21 protein-coding genes are annotated in these 21,342 nt (G+C 42.8%); 11 read left to right on the forward strand and 10 right to left on the reverse strand.

Annotation, left to right across the window (positions count from 1 at the left end; all coding sequences use genetic code 11):
- From rplI to B2863_RS04735, 4 genes are all read left to right on the forward strand, one after another.
- On the forward strand, positions 1-411 hold a 411-nt coding region (gene rplI / locus B2863_RS04720; RefSeq protein WP_296207902.1), incomplete at its 5' end, for a 50S ribosomal protein L9.
- Between the two features lie 354 nt (positions 412-765).
- Complete coding sequence (locus tag B2863_RS04725) at positions 766-1,005, forward strand: hypothetical protein (RefSeq protein ID WP_296207903.1); 240 nt, start codon at positions 766-768, stop codon at positions 1,003-1,005.
- A 469-nt stretch (positions 1,006-1,474) separates the two neighbouring features.
- A complete protein-coding gene (locus tag B2863_RS04730; RefSeq protein WP_296207906.1) occupies positions 1,475-2,830 on the forward strand; it encodes a GntP family permease in 1,356 nt (451 codons plus the stop codon).
- A gap of 112 nt (positions 2,831-2,942) precedes the next feature.
- Positions 2,943-4,079: a glycerate kinase gene (locus tag B2863_RS04735; protein WP_296207907.1), complete on the forward strand. Its 1,137-nt coding sequence runs from the start codon at positions 2,943-2,945 to the stop codon at positions 4,077-4,079.
- A gap of 111 nt (positions 4,080-4,190) precedes the next feature.
- Here the strand turns inward: B2863_RS04735 and B2863_RS04740 are convergent, their stop codons facing one another.
- Complete coding sequence (locus B2863_RS04740; protein WP_296207909.1) at positions 4,191-5,060, reverse strand: LysR family transcriptional regulator; 870 nt, start codon at positions 5,058-5,060, stop codon at positions 4,191-4,193.
- 107 nt (positions 5,061-5,167) lie between these two features.
- Between B2863_RS04740 and B2863_RS14680 the strand changes: the two genes are divergently transcribed.
- The 3 genes from B2863_RS14680 to B2863_RS04750 all read left to right on the forward strand — a co-directional run bounded on the left by B2863_RS14680 (position 5,168) and on the right by B2863_RS04750 (position 6,817).
- Positions 5,168-5,350 (forward strand): VOC family protein, encoded by a 183-nt coding sequence (locus B2863_RS14680; RefSeq protein ID WP_414706884.1) that lies wholly within the window; start codon positions 5,168-5,170, stop codon positions 5,348-5,350.
- Positions 5,298-5,798, forward strand: a complete 501-nt coding sequence (locus B2863_RS04745; protein ID WP_296207911.1) for a lactoylglutathione lyase family protein — start codon at positions 5,298-5,300, stop codon at positions 5,796-5,798. Before B2863_RS14680 ends, B2863_RS04745 begins: the two co-directional genes overlap by 53 nt.
- Before the next feature lie 206 nt (positions 5,799-6,004).
- Positions 6,005-6,817 carry an enoyl-CoA hydratase gene (locus B2863_RS04750; RefSeq protein WP_296207912.1) on the forward strand — a complete coding sequence of 271 codons (813 nt, stop codon included), beginning with the start codon at positions 6,005-6,007 and terminating at the stop codon, positions 6,815-6,817.
- A 190-nt stretch (positions 6,818-7,007) separates the two neighbouring features.
- On the opposite strand, the gene B2863_RS04755 is transcribed toward B2863_RS04750, so the two are convergent.
- The 3 genes from B2863_RS04755 to B2863_RS04765 form a co-directional block, all read right to left on the reverse strand.
- Positions 7,008-7,346 carry a RidA family protein gene (locus B2863_RS04755; RefSeq protein WP_339343188.1) on the reverse strand — a complete coding sequence of 113 codons (339 nt, stop codon included), beginning with the start codon at positions 7,344-7,346 and terminating at the stop codon, positions 7,008-7,010.
- 163 nt (positions 7,347-7,509) lie between these two features.
- Complete coding sequence (locus B2863_RS04760) at positions 7,510-8,757, reverse strand: NAD(P)/FAD-dependent oxidoreductase (RefSeq protein ID WP_296207914.1); 1,248 nt, start codon at positions 8,755-8,757, stop codon at positions 7,510-7,512.
- A gap of 343 nt (positions 8,758-9,100) precedes the next feature.
- Complete coding sequence (locus B2863_RS04765) at positions 9,101-11,290, reverse strand: ATP-dependent helicase (protein ID WP_296207917.1); 2,190 nt, start codon at positions 11,288-11,290, stop codon at positions 9,101-9,103.
- Positions 11,291-11,699: 409 nt separating this feature from the next.
- Here B2863_RS04765 and ychF point away from each other — a divergent pair, with 409 nt between their 5' ends.
- The 4 genes from ychF (at position 11,700) to B2863_RS04785 (ending at position 15,993) form a co-directional block, all read left to right on the forward strand.
- Positions 11,700-12,791, forward strand: a complete 1,092-nt coding sequence (gene ychF / locus B2863_RS04770; protein ID WP_201547425.1) for a redox-regulated ATPase YchF — start codon at positions 11,700-11,702, stop codon at positions 12,789-12,791.
- 128 nt (positions 12,792-12,919) lie between these two features.
- The gene (locus B2863_RS04775) at positions 12,920-13,519 is read left to right on the forward strand and encodes a hypothetical protein (RefSeq protein WP_296207921.1); all 600 of its coding nucleotides are present in this window, start codon (positions 12,920-12,922) and stop codon (positions 13,517-13,519) included.
- Positions 13,520-13,792: 273 nt separating this feature from the next.
- Positions 13,793-15,208, forward strand: a complete 1,416-nt coding sequence (locus tag B2863_RS04780) for a deoxyguanosinetriphosphate triphosphohydrolase (RefSeq protein ID WP_296207923.1) — start codon at positions 13,793-13,795, stop codon at positions 15,206-15,208.
- A gap of 104 nt (positions 15,209-15,312) precedes the next feature.
- Entirely contained in the window at positions 15,313-15,993 is a 681-nt protein-coding gene (locus B2863_RS04785) for a TetR family transcriptional regulator (protein WP_057759356.1), read from the forward strand.
- Positions 15,994-16,003: 10 nt separating this feature from the next.
- On the opposite strand, the gene gspK is transcribed toward B2863_RS04785, so the two are convergent.
- From gspK to B2863_RS04815, 6 genes are all read right to left on the reverse strand, one after another.
- A complete protein-coding gene (gene gspK, locus B2863_RS04790) occupies positions 16,004-17,071 on the reverse strand; it encodes a type II secretion system minor pseudopilin GspK (RefSeq protein WP_296207925.1) in 1,068 nt (355 codons plus the stop codon).
- Positions 17,072-17,119: 48 nt separating this feature from the next.
- Positions 17,120-17,980: a type II secretion system minor pseudopilin GspJ gene (gene gspJ / locus B2863_RS04795; protein WP_296207926.1), complete on the reverse strand. Its 861-nt coding sequence runs from the start codon at positions 17,978-17,980 to the stop codon at positions 17,120-17,122.
- Complete coding sequence (gspI, locus tag B2863_RS04800) at positions 17,977-18,447, reverse strand: type II secretion system minor pseudopilin GspI (protein WP_296207928.1); 471 nt, start codon at positions 18,445-18,447, stop codon at positions 17,977-17,979. Before gspI ends, gspJ begins: the two co-directional genes overlap by 4 nt.
- A 38-nt stretch (positions 18,448-18,485) precedes the next feature.
- Positions 18,486-19,115, reverse strand: coding sequence for a prepilin-type cleavage/methylation domain-containing protein (locus B2863_RS04805; RefSeq protein WP_414706885.1), 630 nt, complete (start codon positions 19,113-19,115; stop codon positions 18,486-18,488).
- Between the two features lie 376 nt (positions 19,116-19,491).
- Positions 19,492-20,175, reverse strand: coding sequence for a TetR/AcrR family transcriptional regulator (locus tag B2863_RS04810; RefSeq protein WP_057759351.1), 684 nt, complete (start codon positions 20,173-20,175; stop codon positions 19,492-19,494).
- 233 nt (positions 20,176-20,408) lie between these two features.
- Complete coding sequence (locus tag B2863_RS04815; RefSeq protein ID WP_296207929.1) at positions 20,409-21,197, reverse strand: TatD family hydrolase; 789 nt, start codon at positions 21,195-21,197, stop codon at positions 20,409-20,411.
- Between the last annotated feature and the right edge of the window lie 145 nt (positions 21,198-21,342).

Below are 21,342 nucleotides of genomic sequence, written 5' to 3' on the forward strand. Positions count from 1 at the left end.
CAGGGCAAAGCGCTACCTGCTACTAAAGCTAACATTGAAAAGTTCGAAGCACGTCGTGCTGAACTTGAAGCTGAAGAAGCAAAAGAGATCGCTGTTGCTCAAGAGCGTGCTGATGCATTGACTGACGTTAATGTTATCATGCGTGCTAAATCAGGTGACGAAGGCAAGCTATTCGGCTCTATCGGTACTCGCGATATCGCTGAAGCATTGACTAACTCAGGTCTAGAAGTAGACCGTGCTGAAATCAAGCTACCTGAAGGCACTCTACGTCAAGTTGGCGAATACAATGTTGATATTCAGCTACACCATGACGTTACTGCTAGCATCTTAGTTACTATTCTTTCTGAAGATGGTAACAACGAAGATTCAGCTGACGAAGAAGCTGCTGAAGAAGACTATTCTGAAGAGTAATCTTCTATCTAGTTAGACTCAGTCTGCAAAAAGCCAGCAACTTAGGTTGCTGGCTTTTTTACGTGCGTCATTTTTGATATTAGAGTTTATGTATTTAGACAATCTATATCGCTAACTTACACCTCTTTATCTCGATAAATTAGGATTTTATATATTCCTAAACAGCTTAGAATTCTCAAGAAATCTATTGCTATGATAGCGGTGTTAGCTATGCAATGTTGTAGTAACTAAATGCAACAACTACCTCAAAAACGCTATACCAAACAACAAGATACTGCCTATATAATCATCTTTATTACTATTAGCAGAATTGATAATCTACTGCTATTTAATGTACTAATAGGGCGCAAGAACATGAAAGAAAATAATAACATCCATACCGATGACAAGCTTATCTGTATCCAAGGTAATGCATACTATTCCGAAGGTGAAGTATATACAGTTGGCAGAATAGTCAATGACAAATATTTTCAGCTGTTGACCAGTGGCAACGATGATCATTGGTATGCCACATTGGATGATCAGGACATTTACGTCAGCTTTGATACTGCAACTGCTACCAATAACAAAGCTTTTTTTGATAAGATTGCCTAACTGTAAATAATGTCACTTCTTAGAATACTTATCTTAAAAATAATTATTACTCAGGTAGGTAAATATTGCTTATACAAGAACTGGTCATTATAAATGGCCAGTTTTTTTGGTTTGAAGTATTAGCAATTGCTAGTTATAAAAGTATTTCCACACACGTCTTCGACGTTTTATTACTAACTTCTCTCATTTCAAAATTAAGTATCTCTCAATTTTTTGTCAACAGCGCCAACTATTTAACGAATCTATTTCCTAGCGGCGTCTATTTGCTATAAAATATGCCCCTTTAAAATTTCGTATCGTTAGTGATGCAGATAGTTAGTCAGATATCGTTTAAATGTAGGCATGGTAAAAGCGTGTGAAAGCACTACGCAGAGTAGACTTAGCACGCTATATACCGTATTTAATCTCGATATAATTGACTATATTTGCATTGGTAATCAATTAAGATATAAACCATATTGAGACAGTGATGATTGTATTTTGGCTTGTGCTGACCATTCTTTTTATTATTTTCGCTACCGCAAAACTAAAGTGGCATCCTTTTTTAGTATTGATCTTGTCCGCTTTCTTGGTCGCGCTATTTTATCAAGTACCACTTAATACGGTCGCCAAGACAATCTCTGATGGTTTCGGTGGTATCTTAGGCTATATCGGTCTTGTGATTGTATTTGGTACGATTATTGGCTTAATTCTTGAAAAAACGGGTGCTGCTATCGTAATGGCAGAGTCAGTCATCAAAGTACTGGGGCCACGCTTCCCTACTTTGACCATGTCTATCGTCGGTGCAGTCGTTTCTATACCTGTATTTTGTGACTCTGGCTATATTATCTTGAACTCTCTAAAAGAATCTTTAGCTGAGCGCCTACATGTATCAAGTGTCGCGATGAGCATTGCCTTGGCCACTGGTCTATACGCTACCCATACCTTTGTCCCACCTACGCCAGGCCCAATCGCAGCGGCAGGTAACTTAGGTCTAGAGTCAAACCTAGGTTTGGTCATTATGGTCGGTGTGGTCGTGACAGCAGTTGCGGTACTAGCTGGTTGGTGGTGGTCTAATCGCTTTCTTAACGCCACTCCTGACAATATCAATGCGGCAGATGCTCCAGCAGCAATGCTTGAAGGAATGAAGACTCGTGATGATTATAGTCACTTGCCTTCAGCAACAATGGCGTTTTTACCGATTATCGTTCCTATCATATTAATCTGCCTGTCTTCGGTTGCTAACTTCCCAAGCGCACCATTTGGCAGTAGCATGGTAGCGGAAATTTTAATATTCATTGGTAACCCATTGACTGCGTTACTTATCGGTTTGTTCTTATCGTTTTTCCTGATTAAATCAAGCCAAAAAACGCAAGAAATCAGCGACAGTATCTCGCAAGGCTTGGTAGTAGCAGCCCCTATCCTATTGATTACTGGTGCTGGTGGTGCATTTGGTGCCATGCTGAAAGTGACGCCAATCGGTGACTACTTAGGTTCGACGCTATCGGCCTTGGGTTTAGGCATCTTCATGCCATTCATCGTCTCTGCTGCGCTAAAAACAGCACAAGGCTCAACCACAGTCGCATTGGTTACGACTTCTGCTATGGTTGCCCCACTATTGAGCCAGATTGGCCTAGACAGCGAGCTTGGACGCGTGTTCTGCGTGATGGCAATTGGTGCTGGTGCCATGACCATCTCACATGCCAATGACAGCTTCTTTTGGATTGTTAGCCAGTTTAGTCGCATGAGCGTCGCGCAGGCGTACAAGGCTCATTCAATGGCCACTGGTATCCAAGGTGTGACTAGCATCGTATTTATCTGGTTATTGACCCTAGTGTTTATCTAGTTCATAAAATTGGGTATTTCTACATACGTTTATTTGATGATTGTTAAATAAATGTTTTAAAACATGACACTATCGCAATGATCGTGTCATTAAGATATTCAAAGAGAGCCGTATGAAAATTTTAATCGCCCCTGACTCGTTTAAAGAAAGTTTAGAAGCACTGGACGTATGCCACGCCATTCAATCTGGCTTTAGTCAAGTGTTTCCAGATGCTGACTATAAGCTACTGCCAATGGCAGATGGTGGTGAAGGTACCTCAGCGGTATTGTCTTATGTATTGGGCGGGCGCTGGAAAGAAGTCAGAGTACATGACCCATTGATGAGACCGATTACCGCAAAGTATCTGTTATTGCCTGACGCGACTGCTGTTATCGAAGTGGCTCAAGCGTGCGGATTGCATCTACTGACAGTTGATGAGCGTAATCCTGTTATGGCGAGTAGCTATGGTGTTGGGGAGCTGATCGAAGATGCGTTAGCAGAAGGTGCTAAGCGTATCGTCATTGGTTTAGGTGGTAGCGCGACCAACGATGCAGGCCTTGGCATGCTAATGGCGCTAGGCATAACATTTCATGACATCAATGATAGCCTGCTCACTCATGGTGGTGGCGCACTTGCCAGCCTACATAAGCTCGATAATACTAGCCTTCATACAAAGATATCAGACACGGTATTCGAGGTTGCTTGTGATGTGACCAATCCATTATGCGGTCTGCTAGGTGCAAGCGCAGTATTTGGGCCACAAAAAGGCGCCTGTCCAGAGCAAGTCAATACCTTGGACAAGGCACTCAGTCACTTTGCGACCATATGTGGACAGCATGGCTATGAAGACTGTCAACATGTCGAAGGCGCTGGCGCTGCTGGCGGTCTTGGTTATGCGATGATGACGTTCTTTCAAGCTCAGCTAAAGTCAGGCTTTGATACGGTTGCCGAAGTGGCTCACCTGTCACAGCATATTGCAGAGGCTGATCTCGTCATCACTGGCGAAGGCAAGCTCGATGCGCAAACAGCCATGGGTAAAGTGGCAGGCGGTATCAGCCAAATCGCTAAGGCTAGCCGTACACCTGTCATTGCTATCTGCGGCAGCGTCGATGGACTAAAACCTGCCCAGACCAGTCAGTTCAATGTGGTCATGCCGAGTATCCAAAAAGTAGACACGATTGATAATGTGTTGGGTTCTGCTTACAACAATATTGAGACGACTGCTGCTAATATCGCTGCAAGTATCAAACTTGGGCAGACTTTAAGATAGACGCAATCTTTCATAGTCGCAATCTATCAATGAACCTCCTCCACTAAACGCACAGCTATTGAACTTTCGATTAACCCTTCGTTAGCTGTGCATTTATCATTCTTAACATGTCTATAGCCATTTTTTTACTTCGTCAATGACCGTATGCATTCTATTAGAAAGTGCTTGCTGTCGTCTGACTGCCAGATATAGCGTCTCACTAACGGCAACTGGTAAATGATGACTGTTAATCAGCTCAGGCTTTGAATAAGCAGCCACGGCATGTGCTGGCAAAACAGTAAAGCCTAATCCTCTGCTGACTGGCTCTAAGATTAACCCTATCTGATTCGAAAATCCTTTTTTCTCAAAATCATTGATATGCTGAAATTGCTCATAATTGGCAGTCAGTAGCATGCCTGCATGATGGGCGCCATCCGGATGATCGATAAATCCAAGTGCCATAAGCTGCTCCCAGCTAGGCTCTACTGTAGCCGCAGGGGTTACTAGTATCAATGCTTCTTGTGCCATAGGTTTGCAGCTAACCGTTTCATCGTCTGATACATCTGTCATAAAGCCGATATCAATCTCGTGATTTGCCAACGCCCGCTCAATGTCAGAATTGGGTGCAAAGCGGTAATCAATTACTAGTTTTGGATGCTGCTGCTGTAGTGTCAAAAGCTGCGGATATAGTTTAAGTCCCACACTACCCGGTGACATCAACCTTACAAATCCTTCGTAAGGTTGATCTTCACCGATACGCTGTTCTAAATTTGATAATCGCTGCAATATCTCGCCTGCTTCTTTATAAAGCTCCTCACCTGCATTGGTCAATGAAAACTGCTTTCCTTGTCGAATCAACAAGTCTGTATCTAGTTGCTCTTCTAACTTGCTTATGTGTTGGCTCACACCAGACTGCGTCATATATAGACGTTCAGCCGTACGAGTAAAGTGCCCAACTTCAGCAAGCGTACAGAAAGTTCGTAGCCATATGATATTTATCATTACTTTTCATACTTATTTATATAATATTTGATAATTTTACATAATGACAGTGCGTTTGTATACTGGCCTCACGTTAAACAAGAGTACAGCAAACAGGAGCACAAGCTATGAACAACGTTTATCCAAGAAGCTTTTCGCACATCGGTCTGTCAGTCCCTGACTTAGATGCCGCCGTAAAATTTTATACCGAAGTGATGGGTTGGTACACCATCATGGAACCAACTGAGATTGTCGAAGATGACAGCCCGATTTCCAAGAAGCTTTTCGCACATCGGTCTGTCAGTCCCTGACTTAGATGCCGCCGTAAAATTTTATACCGAAGTGATGGGTTGGTACACCATCATGGAACCAACTGAGATTGTCGAAGATGACAGCCCGATTGGTGAGATGTGTACTGAAGTATTTGGTTCTGGTTGGGGCAGTTTCCGTATCGCTCACCTATCTACTGGCGACCGTATCGGTGTTGAGATTTTTGAATTCAAAAATCAAGAAAACCCTGAAAACAACTTTGAATATTGGAAAACAGGTATCTTTCACTTCTGTGTTCAAGATCCAAACGTTGAAGAACTGGCGGAGCGTATGGTTGCAGCAGGCGGCAAAAAGCGTATGGAAAAACCACGCTACTACTACCCTGGCGAAAAACCTTACCGCATGATCTATATGGAAGACCCGTTTGGCAACATCGTTGAAATCTATAGCCATAGCTATGAGCTTATCTATAGCGAAGGTGCGTATTAAGTTCAGTACAGATTTGTCTTAGAATTATATCTGATTGAAAAACCAATAGCGTACTCATCATCTGAGTGCGCTATTTTTTTCGTGCGCTTTCTATGTGCTTCATCTATCGTATAGAATACGAGCCATGCTACTATTTAAAACGCTTTATATAACTTTATAAATAGTAGCCTTTGCCAAATCAAACAACCGATTATCAAGGATGATAAATGACTCAATCTGACATTACTCTAGACCTAGACGACCTTTTGGTTATTAGAGAAGACAATAAAGAAAGTGGCGTCGTCACGCTCACTTTAAACCAACCCAAGCAATTCAATGCGTTGTCCGTTGAAGTGCTGTCTGCCATGCAAACAGAGCTAGACAGTATCGCTCAAGACGATACGATCAGAGTCGTGGTTATTCAAGCGACAGGCAAGGCATTCTGTGCTGGTCATAACCTAAAGCAAATGCGCACGCATACAGATGCAGCATTTCACCGTGCCCTATTCCAGCAATGTAGCAAAATGATGCTTACCATCAATCGTATGCCGCAAGTTGTTATCGCAAAAGTACAAGGCATTGCCACCGCCGCAGGATGTCAGCTAGTCGCAGTTTGTGACTTAGCCGTTGCCGCTGATAATGCAAAATTTGCTACTTCTGGGATAAATGTGGGACTGTTCTGCTCTACACCTGCTGTAGCCGTCAGCCGTAATCTACCTCGTAAGCAAGCATTTGAGATGCTGATTACGGGTGAATTTATCGACGCGCACACTGCCTTACAATATGGATTGATTAATCGAGTAGCACCAGCAGAGCAACTCGATCAAACACTACAGTCACTGATAACATCAATCACTGCCAAGTCTCCGGTAGCAGTAAAAACTGGCAAAGATATGTTTTATAAGCAGCTGGGTATGAGCGTTGAAGATGCGTATGACTATGCTAGTGAAGTAATGACGGGCAATATGATGGCAGACGATGTGGGTGAAGGGATTGATGCATTTATTGAGAAGCGTCAAGCAGTATGGAAAGGGTGCTAACCCTTATTATACTAATCATTGTATTGTTTAGCTGACGTCACATAGCGCAGGCTTTATCTAGTAAGCTAGCACGCCCTTTTTTAATAATTAAATTTGCTTATTACCAAGCACAAAAAAGGCCACGATATCATTATCATGGCCTTTTTCATTTCTATTTGATACAGGTACTATAGATACTGCGAGCCGTTTATTACTCAGCAGCGATGGCGATCATCTCAACCAATAGCTCAGAACGTGCTAAAGCTGACTCACCACAAGCGCGAGCCGGTGGCTGAATACCTTCAAACCACTGGTCATAAACTTCATTCATAGCGGCAAAATCAGCCATGTCTTTGATCCAAACCGTGACTGATAGTAGCTTTGATTTATCACTGCCAACTTCTTCTAGCAACGTTTGGATTTTTTCTAGACAAGTCAATGTTTGCGCTTTGATATCGTCTTCTGCGTTACCTACCTGACCACACAAATAGATAGTTTGGTTATGGATTACGGTTTTGCTCATACGTTGATTGCTGTGTAGCTTCTTAATCATGTCTATACCTTTCATTTATTAATTTAAGTCTGTACTAACTATAGTCAATCCACTATAAAAGCGTTACAGCGTTGACCTCGCTTGAAGTATGACATATACATCTGCACTCGGTTGCCTTGTACCGCTCTTAAATTGGATCAACTATATATCAGATGCGCGCTTAGTTAGAAAAACGCTGGGCACTAAATGGTGCAAGATTGACCAATGTAGGCTTATCGTGGATCATCTCTTCAACCAGACGACCTGTCATTGGACCTAAGGTAAAGCCTTGATGGCTGTGACCAAATGCAAACCATAGTTTGTCATGCTTGTCAGCAGGACCGATTACTGGCTTCATATCAGGCATACAAGGACGTGACCCTGCCCATGCTTCACTCTCAACCGCATCTTCTAATGGCAAGATTTTTTTAGCCAGCTTCAATACGGTTTTTAACTGACCAAAGTTCTTTGGCGCATTCATCGTGGTCATCTCAGCACCAGTAGTGATACGGATACCCTGCTGCATCGGCCCCATCACAAAGCCTTTGTCCATATCAAACATACTGTGATTGATGGTGTTCTTTTCTGTCACTTTGAAATGCTGATGATAACCGCGCATTGGGAATAGTGGCAAGTTATAGCCAAGTGGTCTGATCAAATCATTAGACCATGGGCCTGCTGCGATAACCAATTTGTCACTATAGTAGGTATCGTTATCAGTGATAACTTTCCAGCCTTCGCCATCTTGAACGATTTCTTTTACATCGCTCTCTTTGATCGTACCCTGCATATCTTGGAAGTTTTTTGCATAAGCTTTCACGAGCGAGCTTGGGTTCGATACTTGCCAAGAGTTTTTCCAATGAATTGCACCAACAAAACCTTCAAAATTGGCACTAGGCTCCATTGCTTTGAGCTCTTCAAGGTTTAGTACGTTATGCTCAACACCTTGGTTACGCGCGTCGATAGCTGATACTTGAGCTTCTTTGAACGTCTCTTCCGAGCGATGCAATTGCAACCAACCATCACGAGTAATGAGCTCGTCAGCATCAGAGGCGCTAATCATGGTTTGATGCTCACTAGTACAATGCTCAATCAACGTCTGCCACTCTGATTCAATCTTTTTGACTGAAGCAGGTGTAGAGTATTTCCAGTACTGAAGCAGGGCTTGGTGATAACGCAAAATGGCTGGAATACGATAGCGAATATCTGTACCTTGGTTTGGCAACACTCTGATCATTTCTGTCAGCTGACGAGGAAAAGGATGTGTATGAATGGCTTCGCGCTGAATCAATCCTGCATTGCCATATGAGGTCTCTGACCCTGGCAATTTCTTGTCTAACAATAATACATTTGAGTTATTTTTTTGTAGATGCCACGCGATTGACGTGCCAACCATACCTGCACCGATAACGATAACTTCGTAGCGCATAACCTATCCTTTTCTTAGGGTGTTAATACAGAGTATCAAATATAAGGGTCTAACAGAATTAGGTGGTAATAGTAACGCATTAGGATAAATTTGAAACCCTTATCTGAGAAATATTTTCGCGTCACATACTTTTGGTTATGGGGTTTTTGAGAAGGTATTTTTGATAGGAATAATACTAGCTCTGAGCAATAATCTAGCAACAAATTTGATGAAAATAGCGTCAAATTATCCCATTTTTTTGACCATGAAACTTTCGACTATTCGAAAGCTCACTTATCGATATTACTGCATAGCCTTATCAGCTTATGTTTAATTGATTAGATAATCAACTAAACATAGAATATTACCACCAAATGGGATCATCGTCTTCTATCATGGTTCGCCTTGTCGTCTCAACCGTTACCTCTTCTGCAGATAGCTCAGCGATAAAACGTGACGGTTTGTCAAAGTATCCAGAATAACTAGAGAAGTAGTTTGGTGCGGTCAGATATAACTGCGTTTTGGCACGACTACAGGCAACATAAAACAGCTTACGCTCTTCTTCTAATGCTTCAAAGTCATCCAAAGAACGATGATGCGGCGTGATACCATCTACCAATGAGTTAACAAACACTACTGGCCACTCAAGCCCTTTAGCACTATGAATGGTCGAGATAGTGACTTTGTCATTGCTACTGTCTTGTCCATTATCCGAATTGCCCATCACGGCAACTGAATCATTAGGCGGGTCTAAAGCGAGATTTTCTAAAAAACTATCAAGGCTTGTGTGCTCTGTCGCTAAGTTCTTTAATACCCGAAAGTCTTCGGTACGCTCACGCCAATTGTCTTCGATAAGCTTTAACACTGGAAGATAAAACTCAAGAATATGTTCAATAGCTGTCTCGACTAATTCAGCTTGCTGTGCCTTGGTAAGCGCATGATATAGAGGTTCTAGCTGCTCGCTTTTTTTCGCAAAGGGCGCTGCCAGTAAAGATTCAAACGCATTGTTGTCAGCAGTAATAGCTTGGGTTAAGCGCGTCGCCGTCACTGCACCCACCCCTTTAAACAAGGTTAAAATTCGATGCCAAGCAATTGTGTCATTTGGGTTATAGAGTATTTTGACAAAGGCCAATACGTCTTTGATATGACGTCTTTCAATGAACTTGATACCACCCACGACGATAAAGGGAATATTGCGCGCCATAAACTCTAGCTGTACGTAATTGGACTGAAAAGACGTACGGCATAATACTGCAAAGTCGTTGTAGTCATACTCTGGCTTTAGCGCGACAATCTTATCAGTGATATAGCCCGCTTCTTTTGGCTCATCACTGAGTCGTCGAAATACTGGTTTGTGTCCTTCTATCGGCGCATCAGAATATAGCTGCTTTTGATAGCCTAGCGTGATTTGCGCTGACAAAGCATTGATATAGTTTAAAACGGACGGCAAGCTGCGATAATTTTGTTCAAGCTTAATAAGTTTGGCTTGAGGATAAGTCTCACCGAACAGAAGAATGTTTTCATAATTGGCACCGCGAAACGCGTAAATACTTTGATTGTCGTCACCAACTACCATCAGCGATACCGACTCAGGCTCACATATTAAATCAATTAGCTGCTTCTGCGGAATATTGGTATCTTGGTATTCATCAACCATAATATAGCGATACTGGCTTTGCAGCAGCTGTCGAAAGGTATCATTGGTCTTCAAATGACGTACGACTTGGCTGATGATGTCATCAAAATCATATAAGTGATTGGCGCGCTTATACTCATGGAAATCAACTGCCAGCTGCTCGATAATAGGAATATGTACGGCAATATCTGGGTAGTTACTTTCGATTAAGTCGCGAATATGTATACGTCTGTTTCTAGACGTCGAGATGATATTTTGCAGCGTTTTTTTGCGCGGAAAGGCTTGTGACTTGGTCTGATTAGGATACTTTTTTTCTTTATGCACCAAGTCGATAGCATCCTCACTATCACCCGTATCCAAAATCGTAAATCGCGGATTGATACCAAGCAGCCCTGAATATTGACGCAGCAACATATTACAAAACGAGTGAAAAGTACCACTAGTGATATCGTTGAGCCGCTTATCAGTTGGCAGTTTATCCTTGGCCAAATCCTCATCAGATAAACTATTAGTCAATAAAGTCTTTGCACGATTCTTGATTTCATTGGCGGCTTTACGCGTAAAAGTCAGTAGCAAGATGCTTTTGGGCGTGACCCCGTTCTCTAACAAATAACTGGTCCGGTACGTGAGCGTTTTGGTCTTACCAGAGCCTGCACCTGCAATGACCAACACTTTGCCTTCGATAGTTGTGGCTGCTAATAACTGGTCAAGATTTAACTCACGGGCATAGTCTATTTTTAATCCTAATTCATTATTCAACCTTTCTTCTAACAGCTCAATATTTGCATCGTCATTAGCATCGATTAAATTTGCCTCTAGCTTTTTAATCGCCTTTTCCAGACGTGCCAGCTTGGGCTTAATCTCAAGGAAGTTCTGCGGGTATTTATAGTGGCGTGTGTCAAAAATCGAGGTTGTCATTGTCTAAAATTGCCTTACATTTTATTTTGGCGATATTATCAGCTTATATCTGACTGTTTATAGCTTTAGAATAAGTATTATTTGCTAAACCTAGCAGAATATATGTGCTGAATTTATGTGAACTTTAAGCCCTTATTCATACGTGACAGTTTACCATATTAAAAAATAGGGTTTATCAGCCCACATAAGCTATGCGTCACTCTTATTGATTCGCCTTATTCATTTTTAAGCTCCTAATATGACCTGCTTTTATCATAAAGCTGCTTATCATTATCAGGTAAAAACCTGAGCATATACCGTAACAACCTCACCCCTATTCAGGTAAATTTGCTACAATGTGCCCAATTTTGATTTATCATTTAACCAAACTTTATACCAACTGATTTTATTAATACATTGAGAGAATGTTATGGGTTTTAATTGCGGCATCGTCGGCCTACCAAACGTGGGTAAATCCACCTTGTTTAATGCGTTGACCAAAGCGGGTATCGCCGCTGAAAACTTTCCATTTTGTACCAAAGATCCCAACACGGGTATCGTGCCAGTACCAGATCCACGCCTAAAGCAACTGGCTGATATCGTCAATCCTGAACGCGTATTACCAACGACGATGGAGTTTGTCGATATCGCAGGTTTGGTGGCAGGCGCATCGAAAGGCGAAGGTATGGGTAACCAGTTCCTAGCCAACATCCGTGAGACCGATGCAATTGCTCATGTTGTACGCTGTTTTGATGATGACAACGTCGTACACGTTGATGGCCGTGTTAGCCCGATTGATGATATCGAAACCATCAACACTGAACTGGCACTTGCAGATTTAGAAGCTGTTGAGCGCGCAATCCACAACCAAACCAAAAAGGCTAAAGGTGGTGATAAGGACGCGCAAGCATTGCTTGATGTGTTCAAAAAAGTTGAACCATTATTAGCAGAAGGTAAAGCGGCTCGTGCAGCTAACCTAGATGCTGATGAGAAAAAGCTGATCAGAAGTTATGGTTTAATTACGCTAAAGCCAACCATGTATATCGCTAACGTTTCTGAAGATGGTTTTGAAAATAACCCATACCTTGACGCTGTTCGTGACTATGCCACTGGTGAAGACTCTATCGTTATCGCGCTATGTAACCAGATCGAATCTGAAATTGCGCAGCTCGATGAAGACGACAAAAAAGACTTCCTAGCTGAGATGGATATGGAAGAAGCCGGCCTTGATCAAGTAATCCGCGGTGGTTATGACTTGCTTGATATGCAGACTTACTTTACCGCTGGTGTAAAAGAAGTACGTGCTTGGACTGTCGCTATTGGTGCGACAGCGCCGCAAGCAGCTGGCGTGATCCATACTGATTTTGAGCGCGGCTTTATTCGCGCTGAAGTCATTGCGTATGACGACTTTATCGAATACAACGGTGAGAAAGGTGCTGCTGCTGCTGGCAAGTCACGTCTAGAAGGTAAAACTTACATCGTGCAAGATGGCGACGTGATGCACTTTAGATTTAACGTGTAATTTTAAATAGTATAGCCTGTTTAAAGTTAATTAGCCGGTGTTGGATATTCTCCATCATCGGCTTTATTTTACCTATATATTGTTATATTATAACATATCTTTATATTGCTTATTTGAGGACTTATACTGTGGCTAATTACTTCTCTTTCTCTAAACTTGCAGGTATGACTATACTAGGTAGTGTGATGGCAGGCTCCCTATTGGGCTGTCAGCCGAACAACGATTCCGATGCAGCGGTATCTGAAGGTGCACCAGTAGATAATCACGCCGAGCATGAACAAGGTCATGAGATGCATGATGATAAAGAGCATGAAGATCACGACCACGAAGAGCATAGTGATATGGAACACGATCATGAAGATCACAGTCATGAGAGTCATAGCCACGAAGAACATACGCACGCAGGTCATGATCATGCAGCACACGCCAGCAACAGCACTCCTTTCTCTTGTGAGCCTACTGCTACTATTGGCGTTTCTTATCATAGCGACAGTACACCACAGACAGCACATTTACTCATCGATGGTATCGAATACGATTTAACAGCTACTGCTAATAGTGAAACTGATGCTGATAAGGGCATCTATACCAGTGATATCGGATTAGACGATACCCACGGCATCATATGGCAAGTAAATGGAGACAAAGCCACATTGCTTAATAAAACACTGGACAGCGATGTAGCTATCGATAAGGAAGACGTACTTTTTAACTGTCAAAAGTCTTAATATAGTCGTTTCAATATAATTTAAATACAAGCAAGGCGAGTGAAATTACTACAAATAGTAGGCTAAGCAAAACTGGCACCGTATCCAATTTATAGGGCATCAACTCTAGTCAAAGAAGTCTAAAATGAGTACAAGGTAGCCGACTACAGATTGTACAAATAGTACCTCTAAGGAGGGTAACGCCGTAGCCGTTTAGTAGTTCTCTGACTATATAGCTGTACCAAGGGCGCTATTTTGCTATGCTAGAGGCTCCCTTGGTTCCGGATGTTTAATATGCTAAGTACTCCAACCTCTTCGTCGTCCCCTACCGCACAATGGTCACATCTCCTCAACTCACAGCGTCTTGGTGCTTTCAAAAAATTTAACGCCAATACCAGTACTCGCTCTCAGTTTCATAAAGACTATGACAGACTGGTATTTTCTCACTCTTTTCGCCAGTTAAATCAGAAAACCCAAGTCCATCCATTGACCAATCAACTTGGTATTCATACGCGCCTGACTCACTCGCTAGAAGTGTCTTCTATTGGTCGCTCTTTGGGAATGATGGCCGCCGAAAAAATTCATGACGCATTAGGTAGCGGCCTACCAGCAGGAGTCTCACCAGCAGATGTCGGCGTGATTGTACAAGCGGCTTGTCTCGCTCATGACATTGGTAATCCGCCTTTTGGCCATGCTGGAGAGTATGCGATTCGTGATTGGTTTAGACAACCTGAACCGCAAGCAATTTTGCAAAATTTAAGCAGCAACGAGCGATTAGACTTACTGGCATACGAGGGTAATGCTCAAGGGTTTCGCCTATTGGCACGTAATGAGCATCATCCTGACAAGGGTGGCATGCGACTTACCTGTGCCACGCTAGGCGCGTTTATGAAATATCCGTGGTTTGCGACTCACAGCAACGATGTCAATGACAACCATTATAATGTGCAAAAATTTGGCTGCTTTTATAGCGAAGCGTCTCAACTAGAAGAGTTAGCTGCGTGTTTGCACTTACCGCGCTCAGAGCAACACGATGGCTTTGCGCGCCATCCATTGGCTTATCTGCTAGAAGCGGCAGATGACATCTGTTATGCGCTAATCGATTTAGAAGATGGCATCAATCTGAATATGCTAACCTATGGCGAAGTTGCCACGATATTTTATGAGCTAATTGGTGAACGTCCGAGTAGCGTAAACTTGCCAGCGCATATGTCTGTCAGACAAAGCCTCGCCTCCCTGCGCGCACGAGCCATGATGCGTTTGGTCAATACAGTTACCGATGCTTTTGTAGCCAATAGTGATGCATTACTAGCTGGTACACTTCAAGGCAGCCTATTTGCCCATTGCGATACCAGCGTACAAAATGGTATCAATCAAGCTAAGCAGCTGGCACGCGAAAAAATATTTAATCATCCGAGCAAAGTAAGAATGGAGTTAATGGCCAATCAATGCTTGCATAGCCTATTGAATGCCTTTATGCCGCTCGCTTGGACAGGGTCTCAATCTGTTACTATGCAGCCGCCGATGTCTTTTGAGCAGCAACGTCTGTTAAGATTGCTACAGCCCCATCTTGACGAACATCGCCGCATCTTGTCTGACGATATCTATCATAACGTCTTAAATATTTTGGATTTTATTACAGGTATGAATGACCATGAAGCTTATCGACTGGCGCAAGAATTGCAAGGCCATTGGGGCACAGTGGTTTAAAATACCAGTGCAGGTTTAGTAAATTAACACGAATGGCGTATTTCAGTCGTATTTATGCGTTGAAATGAGTATGATAAACACCTACCGGACAATTTTGAAATATTATGAGCAGTCGCGAACAAAAGAAACTTCAAACTCGGCACGCCTTTTTTAATGCTGTGCTCGATTTATGTATGACAGGGCAATCTTTTAGCTCTATCAGTCTCAGACAAGTAACACGCGAGGTTGGCGTTGTGCCGACGGCGTTTTATCGCCATTTTGATGATATGGAGTCACTCGGGCGCGCTTTGGTCATTGAGGAATTGGGCGGTACGTTAGCCACGTTAAGTGATAGCCTGCAGATTGGCCGCAAACGTAGCTTCGATCGTCAAATCGCAAAAAGTATTCAGCTATTCTTGTATATGGTCAGCGATCAGCCTTACTACTGGCAGTTCTTGGTCAGTGAGCGTTATGGTGGATCAGAAGCAGTACGCAAAGCCATCAATGAGTTGATTAAGATACATGCTCAAGGGTTGGCCGACGACTTAGCGTTGCAGCCAGCGTTTACCCATATCAATGCTTATGACCGTCGCCTATTGGCGGAGGCTGGCGTGAATATGTTCTTCTCTTGGATTATTGATTGGCTAGAGCTGACTTACACGGAAGATCACGATGATGAAATTGATCTAAACGAAATCGAAGAGAACAAGCAGCTAATGCTACATAACTGTACTCGTCAAGCACAAATGCTTTTTTACGGAGCATATAATTGGAAGTCTAGTGAAGAAACACGCCTCAAAGACTAAATACCATCTGCTAAAAGCTCGGACGAAATGCCCATAGTCGCTGTGTCACTACTTTGACTTCCTTGGGCATTTTACCGTCTACCTCACTACTGTTACTCGCCTGATTATTACTAGCAGCCTCACTACTATTAACTACTTGATTATTATCAACGACAGTTTTACTAATCAAAACAGTAGCAAAACGCTCTCTCGCTTGACCGACAGTTGCATTATCAGTCGCTGTGATAAGCGCCATGAATGCTTGGCTATCAACGGCGAGCATGGGTGTTAAGGCTTTTCGTTGCTCATCATTCACACTGCCAAATATCGGTAATTGCCATACTGCATCAATAGACGTCAGCGCCTGCTGTGCGCGCATATCTACCAGTGATTGCATCTGTTGGCTGTTAGCACCATCAATTAGTGCTGCTAACAATACAGGACTGGCAGTATTGATATTAATCGGCACATAATAAGGCACTGCGGTAAGATAAGACCGTAATACTGATAATGTTTCAGCACTCACCCCTTTCACTTCTAGAAGCTGATCGATACTGACAAAAGGCTGATTTGGCAAAGCATCTGTTGCTACAGCGTTTGACTGCTGCGCATATACCGTACTTTCATCACCGCCATCTTGATATACCTCGCCGTCTGCATCTTGCCAATCAAGTATAGCAATAGCAATATCAGGCTCTAGATTTAGTTGCGTGAGTAGTCGTTGGAATACTGCTAAAGCAGTGGTATTGGCCGACCCATCTTGATACAAGTTGTTAATGTTAAAACGACCAGACTCATCGCGTAGCTCGATGCTGACACTATGATTAGCCAATGTATAAGGTGGTATAGGCTGCGCCCAGATATCTTGCGCACTATCCGTATCATTGAGGTTGCTATCAGCGCGAATCATCGTCACTGCCAACTGTTGACCTGCATCGATATCTTGCAGCAACTGATTTTGATCGAATAACAGCCCACTACGCCTAATTGCAATTTTTTGGCTAGCAAGTATCGATCCTGCAACCACAGTAATACTTACTACCAGTAATAAGATAGTCAGCAGTGCAACACCGCGTTGAGAGTTCGCAGTCATCGACATACATAGCCTTTGTTATTGAGCAATTGATGCATTTTAACTACTACCTTCTCAATTATTCGTTCCCGCACTGCTATTATTGTCACTATCATCATTACCGCTGTTGTCATTATTGGCATTGGCATTGGCATTGGCATTATCATTGCTACCACCATCTGTATCATTGGCTGTGCTTTGACTATTGCTATACGATATCGGTTGCGGAGCAAGTGCCCATTGCCAAGTGATTGGCATGTCTTGGTATGTAAAGCTAACCGCGATTCCTTTCGGTAATAAAACAGCTGTGGGCTTAGGACTAGCTGGATTCGCTGATTGTCTCACCGCTGTATTTGTACTACTGTTCGCGTCATCGCTTGGAAATCTGGTACTTAGCTCTGGTAGATAAGCTTGCCAGCTTCCTGCTGTGACACCTTCGAGCAATACGCTGTCTAGGCTGACGCTGTCTCGCCCGCCTTCCATACTGGTATACTGGCGACGTATCAAACGCTCATCCGCAAAAATATATTCGATACGTTGGAGGCTATTGCTATTCTGATATCGTGGATCAGGATCGGCAAAGCGTACAAAGCTGATATGCTCGCCATCTAAACTCATAAAGGGCTCAGGCGCTATTTCGTTTATTTGTTCACTTGATTGGGGTTTGTTGTTCGCGTTAGTACTATCGCTTGGACTGTTATTCGCTACACTAACACTCTGGGTAGTAATCTCTTGATAAGGGATAATTTGACCCATGTCTTGCTGTAACTGTAAATAAGCGTACTGCAAGACAGCCAGATTGCCAGCATGAAATTGTGCGCGCTCACGAGCACGGTTGACCCCATCAAACACTTGCCAGCCTGCAACGGCTAGCATCGCAAATATTGCCATCGCAACCATTAGCTCAAGCAGTGTAAAACCACGCTGATGCCTCACAGACCGCCCCCTGCTTGCCCGCTATCACCTGTTGTGCTTAGAACACTTAAATCCAAACTGCCCGTATCTTGCTCAGCATTACTTAGCATCACAGTGATATCAGTGACCGATGTGCGTATCTGTCCATCTATAATAGGCGCAACTGCGATATTCACTTCTTTTAGGGCAGGTGTGATGGCGTCACCGACTGTCATTACTATTTGCCAATCATGCCCTTGAGCATTAACGGTTTGGGTGCGGTTGGCTGTCAGCCACGTCTCTTGAATACGCAAATCAGCGGCGGCATTTTGGGCGACGAAGTGAGCAAGCGTACGAGTACGCAATATATCAACCGAACCAAGGTATGCACTACTGGCACGGCTCGCCGCGACGGCTACCACTGCTAAAATAGCCAGAGCAACCATCACTTCGATAAGGGTAAAGCCGCTCTCGCGCCCAGACTTGAGTGATATAAATTTTGATGACATAGGCTGATTTGTCATAGGAGGTTTATATAATTTAGTCACTATAACCCCTGTCCGATTCGCATGCTACCATCTGGCATTATCGTAATCACCTCGCCCACTAAACGCGAATCATGAAGCACTTCAATGGTGACGGGCGTTGCTTGTCCTGTACCAAACCACAATACTTGTGGTACGTTTTGATCGCTAAACCAAGGCTGTAACGTTTGGGTTCGTCCCGTACTCTGTAAACCGCTAGAATCCAAACTTTGAACTCTAATACTCACGCCAATGGGCAGTTCAGGCAAATTGATATCCGACTCGACTTCCCAACTTGGCGTTGGTTTTTGCTCATCAGTAGAGCCTGATAGACCAGCAACCTCTGCCGACAGCTCCATAGCATTCTTAGACTGACTGTCGGTGCTATCTGACGTCATCTTTGTTATCTGATACGCAACATATGGATTTGTTAAGGTAACGATGACTGGCTCTACTTGACCTTGCTTATCTGCTTGCAAACGCAAACCCATCGGCTGCATACGTTCAGCCGACAATAGGCGAACGTAGCTCAACGAATCAGTCAGATGCTCATAAAAAGCGCGGTTTTTTCGGGATTCACTGCTACCGACAGACAAACTCATTATGCCAGCAAATATAGATAAGATAACCACTACCACCACGATTTCTACCAATGTAAAACCAGCCTGTGTCCGACTGTTTATTGGTGAGACTGATGATAAGTGATAAGCATCACTTGATATTGAGGCGCAGCTGTGACAATGGTCTGTAGGTCTTGTATCTAAGCAGATTGACTGAGACGTTTGACTAATTAGAGTAAAAGAGCAAATAGCCGCTGAACTGGACTGCGTCTTAACACTGACCGGCATATTGCACCTATAAGCCCAATTTTAATTGTCGCAGAATGAGAAAGAGTTTTTGAAGAATATTAGAAGATACGTGAATTCATACTGCAATTCGTGCTGCAATAGTAAGCATTACAACACGATTTATTAAAACCAAGAAAGGTTCATAACCCAAAAATTACTTGCTACTTTATTAATAGCTACTTTAGTAGTTGGTATTGCGGTGCTCTTCTGATTCAGTATCGATTTGCTCTACCAGCTCTTGCATGTCCTCATCCATGACCTCTTCATCATCAGCAGGATAATGGCTTGGCAACTCTAGCACTTGCTGAACAAAAGCATAACGTAGCGTATCACGGCGACCTAAATAGCGTTGGTAAAAGCTTGAGTTTAGTAGCCCTGCACCGCCCTGACCAATCGCCCAAATAGACGATAGATAATCACGAGTACTCAAATTACTGTGCTCGTCTTTTAAGTATGCGCTAATAATATCAATCAAACGCTTCATGCGCTGGCGACGGATATCATATAACTCACCAAACAAACGATTGAGACCAGTCACTGATGCTGCCAGACGCTCTTCAATTTGGTTCAATAGCATGGCTTTTTGCGGATTGAATAATTGCTGGAAAATCATGCGGGCAACGCCTGCCGACGGGCAGTCATCAATACGGTTAATCTCAAACAATTGCTCTTCGTAACGAATAATAATACGCAGATAAAGCTCATCTTTACTGGAGAAATGCTTGTACAGGGTGCCTTTAGCCAAATCGAGCTGATCTGCCAAACTGTCTAAAGTGATATCACCATCGCCTGACTCAAGTAGCAATTGTTCTGCCATCGCTAAGATGTTCTCTTCTCGTGCCTTGAACTGGTGCTGACGACTCATAATCTCTCCTAAAACATGACAAGATTAAGCATATGACCATCAATTATGTGCGTACATTTGGCAATGAGCGTATAAAACTATACAAGAACTGCTGAAATACCATAAAAGGGATATGCTTATATTTACAAATAGTCATTGATAATCATATAGTTAGATTTAGTAATTCAAATACTAAAGGGGATTAAACTATACGACTATCATATAAATGACTGACTGGTCATAGCATAACCATTTTAGCGATACTGTGCCAGTAAATTTTCAAAGTTTTTTGCGGTTAATGCTCCAACCTCGTTACTATCACAACCATACATATCTGCGATAAAGCTGGCAACATAAGGTACGTAGGCAGGCTCATTGGGACGACCACGCTTAGGCACAGGCGCCAAATATGGACTGTCGGTCTCAATCAAGATCCTGTCTCTAGGCATGTGCCTTGCAGCATCTTGGATATTTTGGGCACTTTTAAAACTGACAATGCCTGAGAAAGAGATATAAAATCCTAAATCTAAAGCACGTTTCGCAGTCTCCCAGTCTTCAGTGAAGCAATGGATAATACCATGCTCAGCACCTTCACTTCTTAGGATATCGATCGTATCTTCTTTTGCATCGCGCATATGTATGACAAGCGGTTTTTCTAGTTGCTGACTGGCATGGATATGACGTGCAAGACTGGCTTGCTGCTCTTTTTTATTTTCTGTAGACCAGTAGTAATCTAGCCCTGTCTCGCCTATTGCCCATACATGGTCTTGATCAGCAGTTTCTATTAGACGCTCAACCGTCGCTGATTTCAGTACATCGATATCTTCACAGGGATGAATCCCTACACTCATCCCTAGATTTAATGTCTCGTCACCATAGGTGCTCACAATATTGGCAATCTCGTCATATTCTGCAAAATCACACATCATCGCCATCGCACGGGTAACATTAGCAGTTTTCATGGCGTCAATCGCGCCAGATAATTTACCATCGTATTTCGTCAAATCTAAACGGTTAAGGTGACAATGAGTATCTGTAAACATAAATAATCTCGTTGTTAAAAACTTATCAATTAAAAGTCTGGGAATTAAAATTTAAATCTTATTTGCATTGATTGCTGTGAAGGAAGCTGTTTTCAAGTGACATCATATTTCCTACTTTTAAAAACCTATTCACCAATCCATGTCC

Origin of the sequence: Psychrobacter sp. UBA3480 (genome assembly GCF_002377945.1) — a bacterium.
In the GTDB taxonomy this organism is placed as follows: Bacteria; Pseudomonadota; Gammaproteobacteria; order Pseudomonadales; family Moraxellaceae; genus Psychrobacter.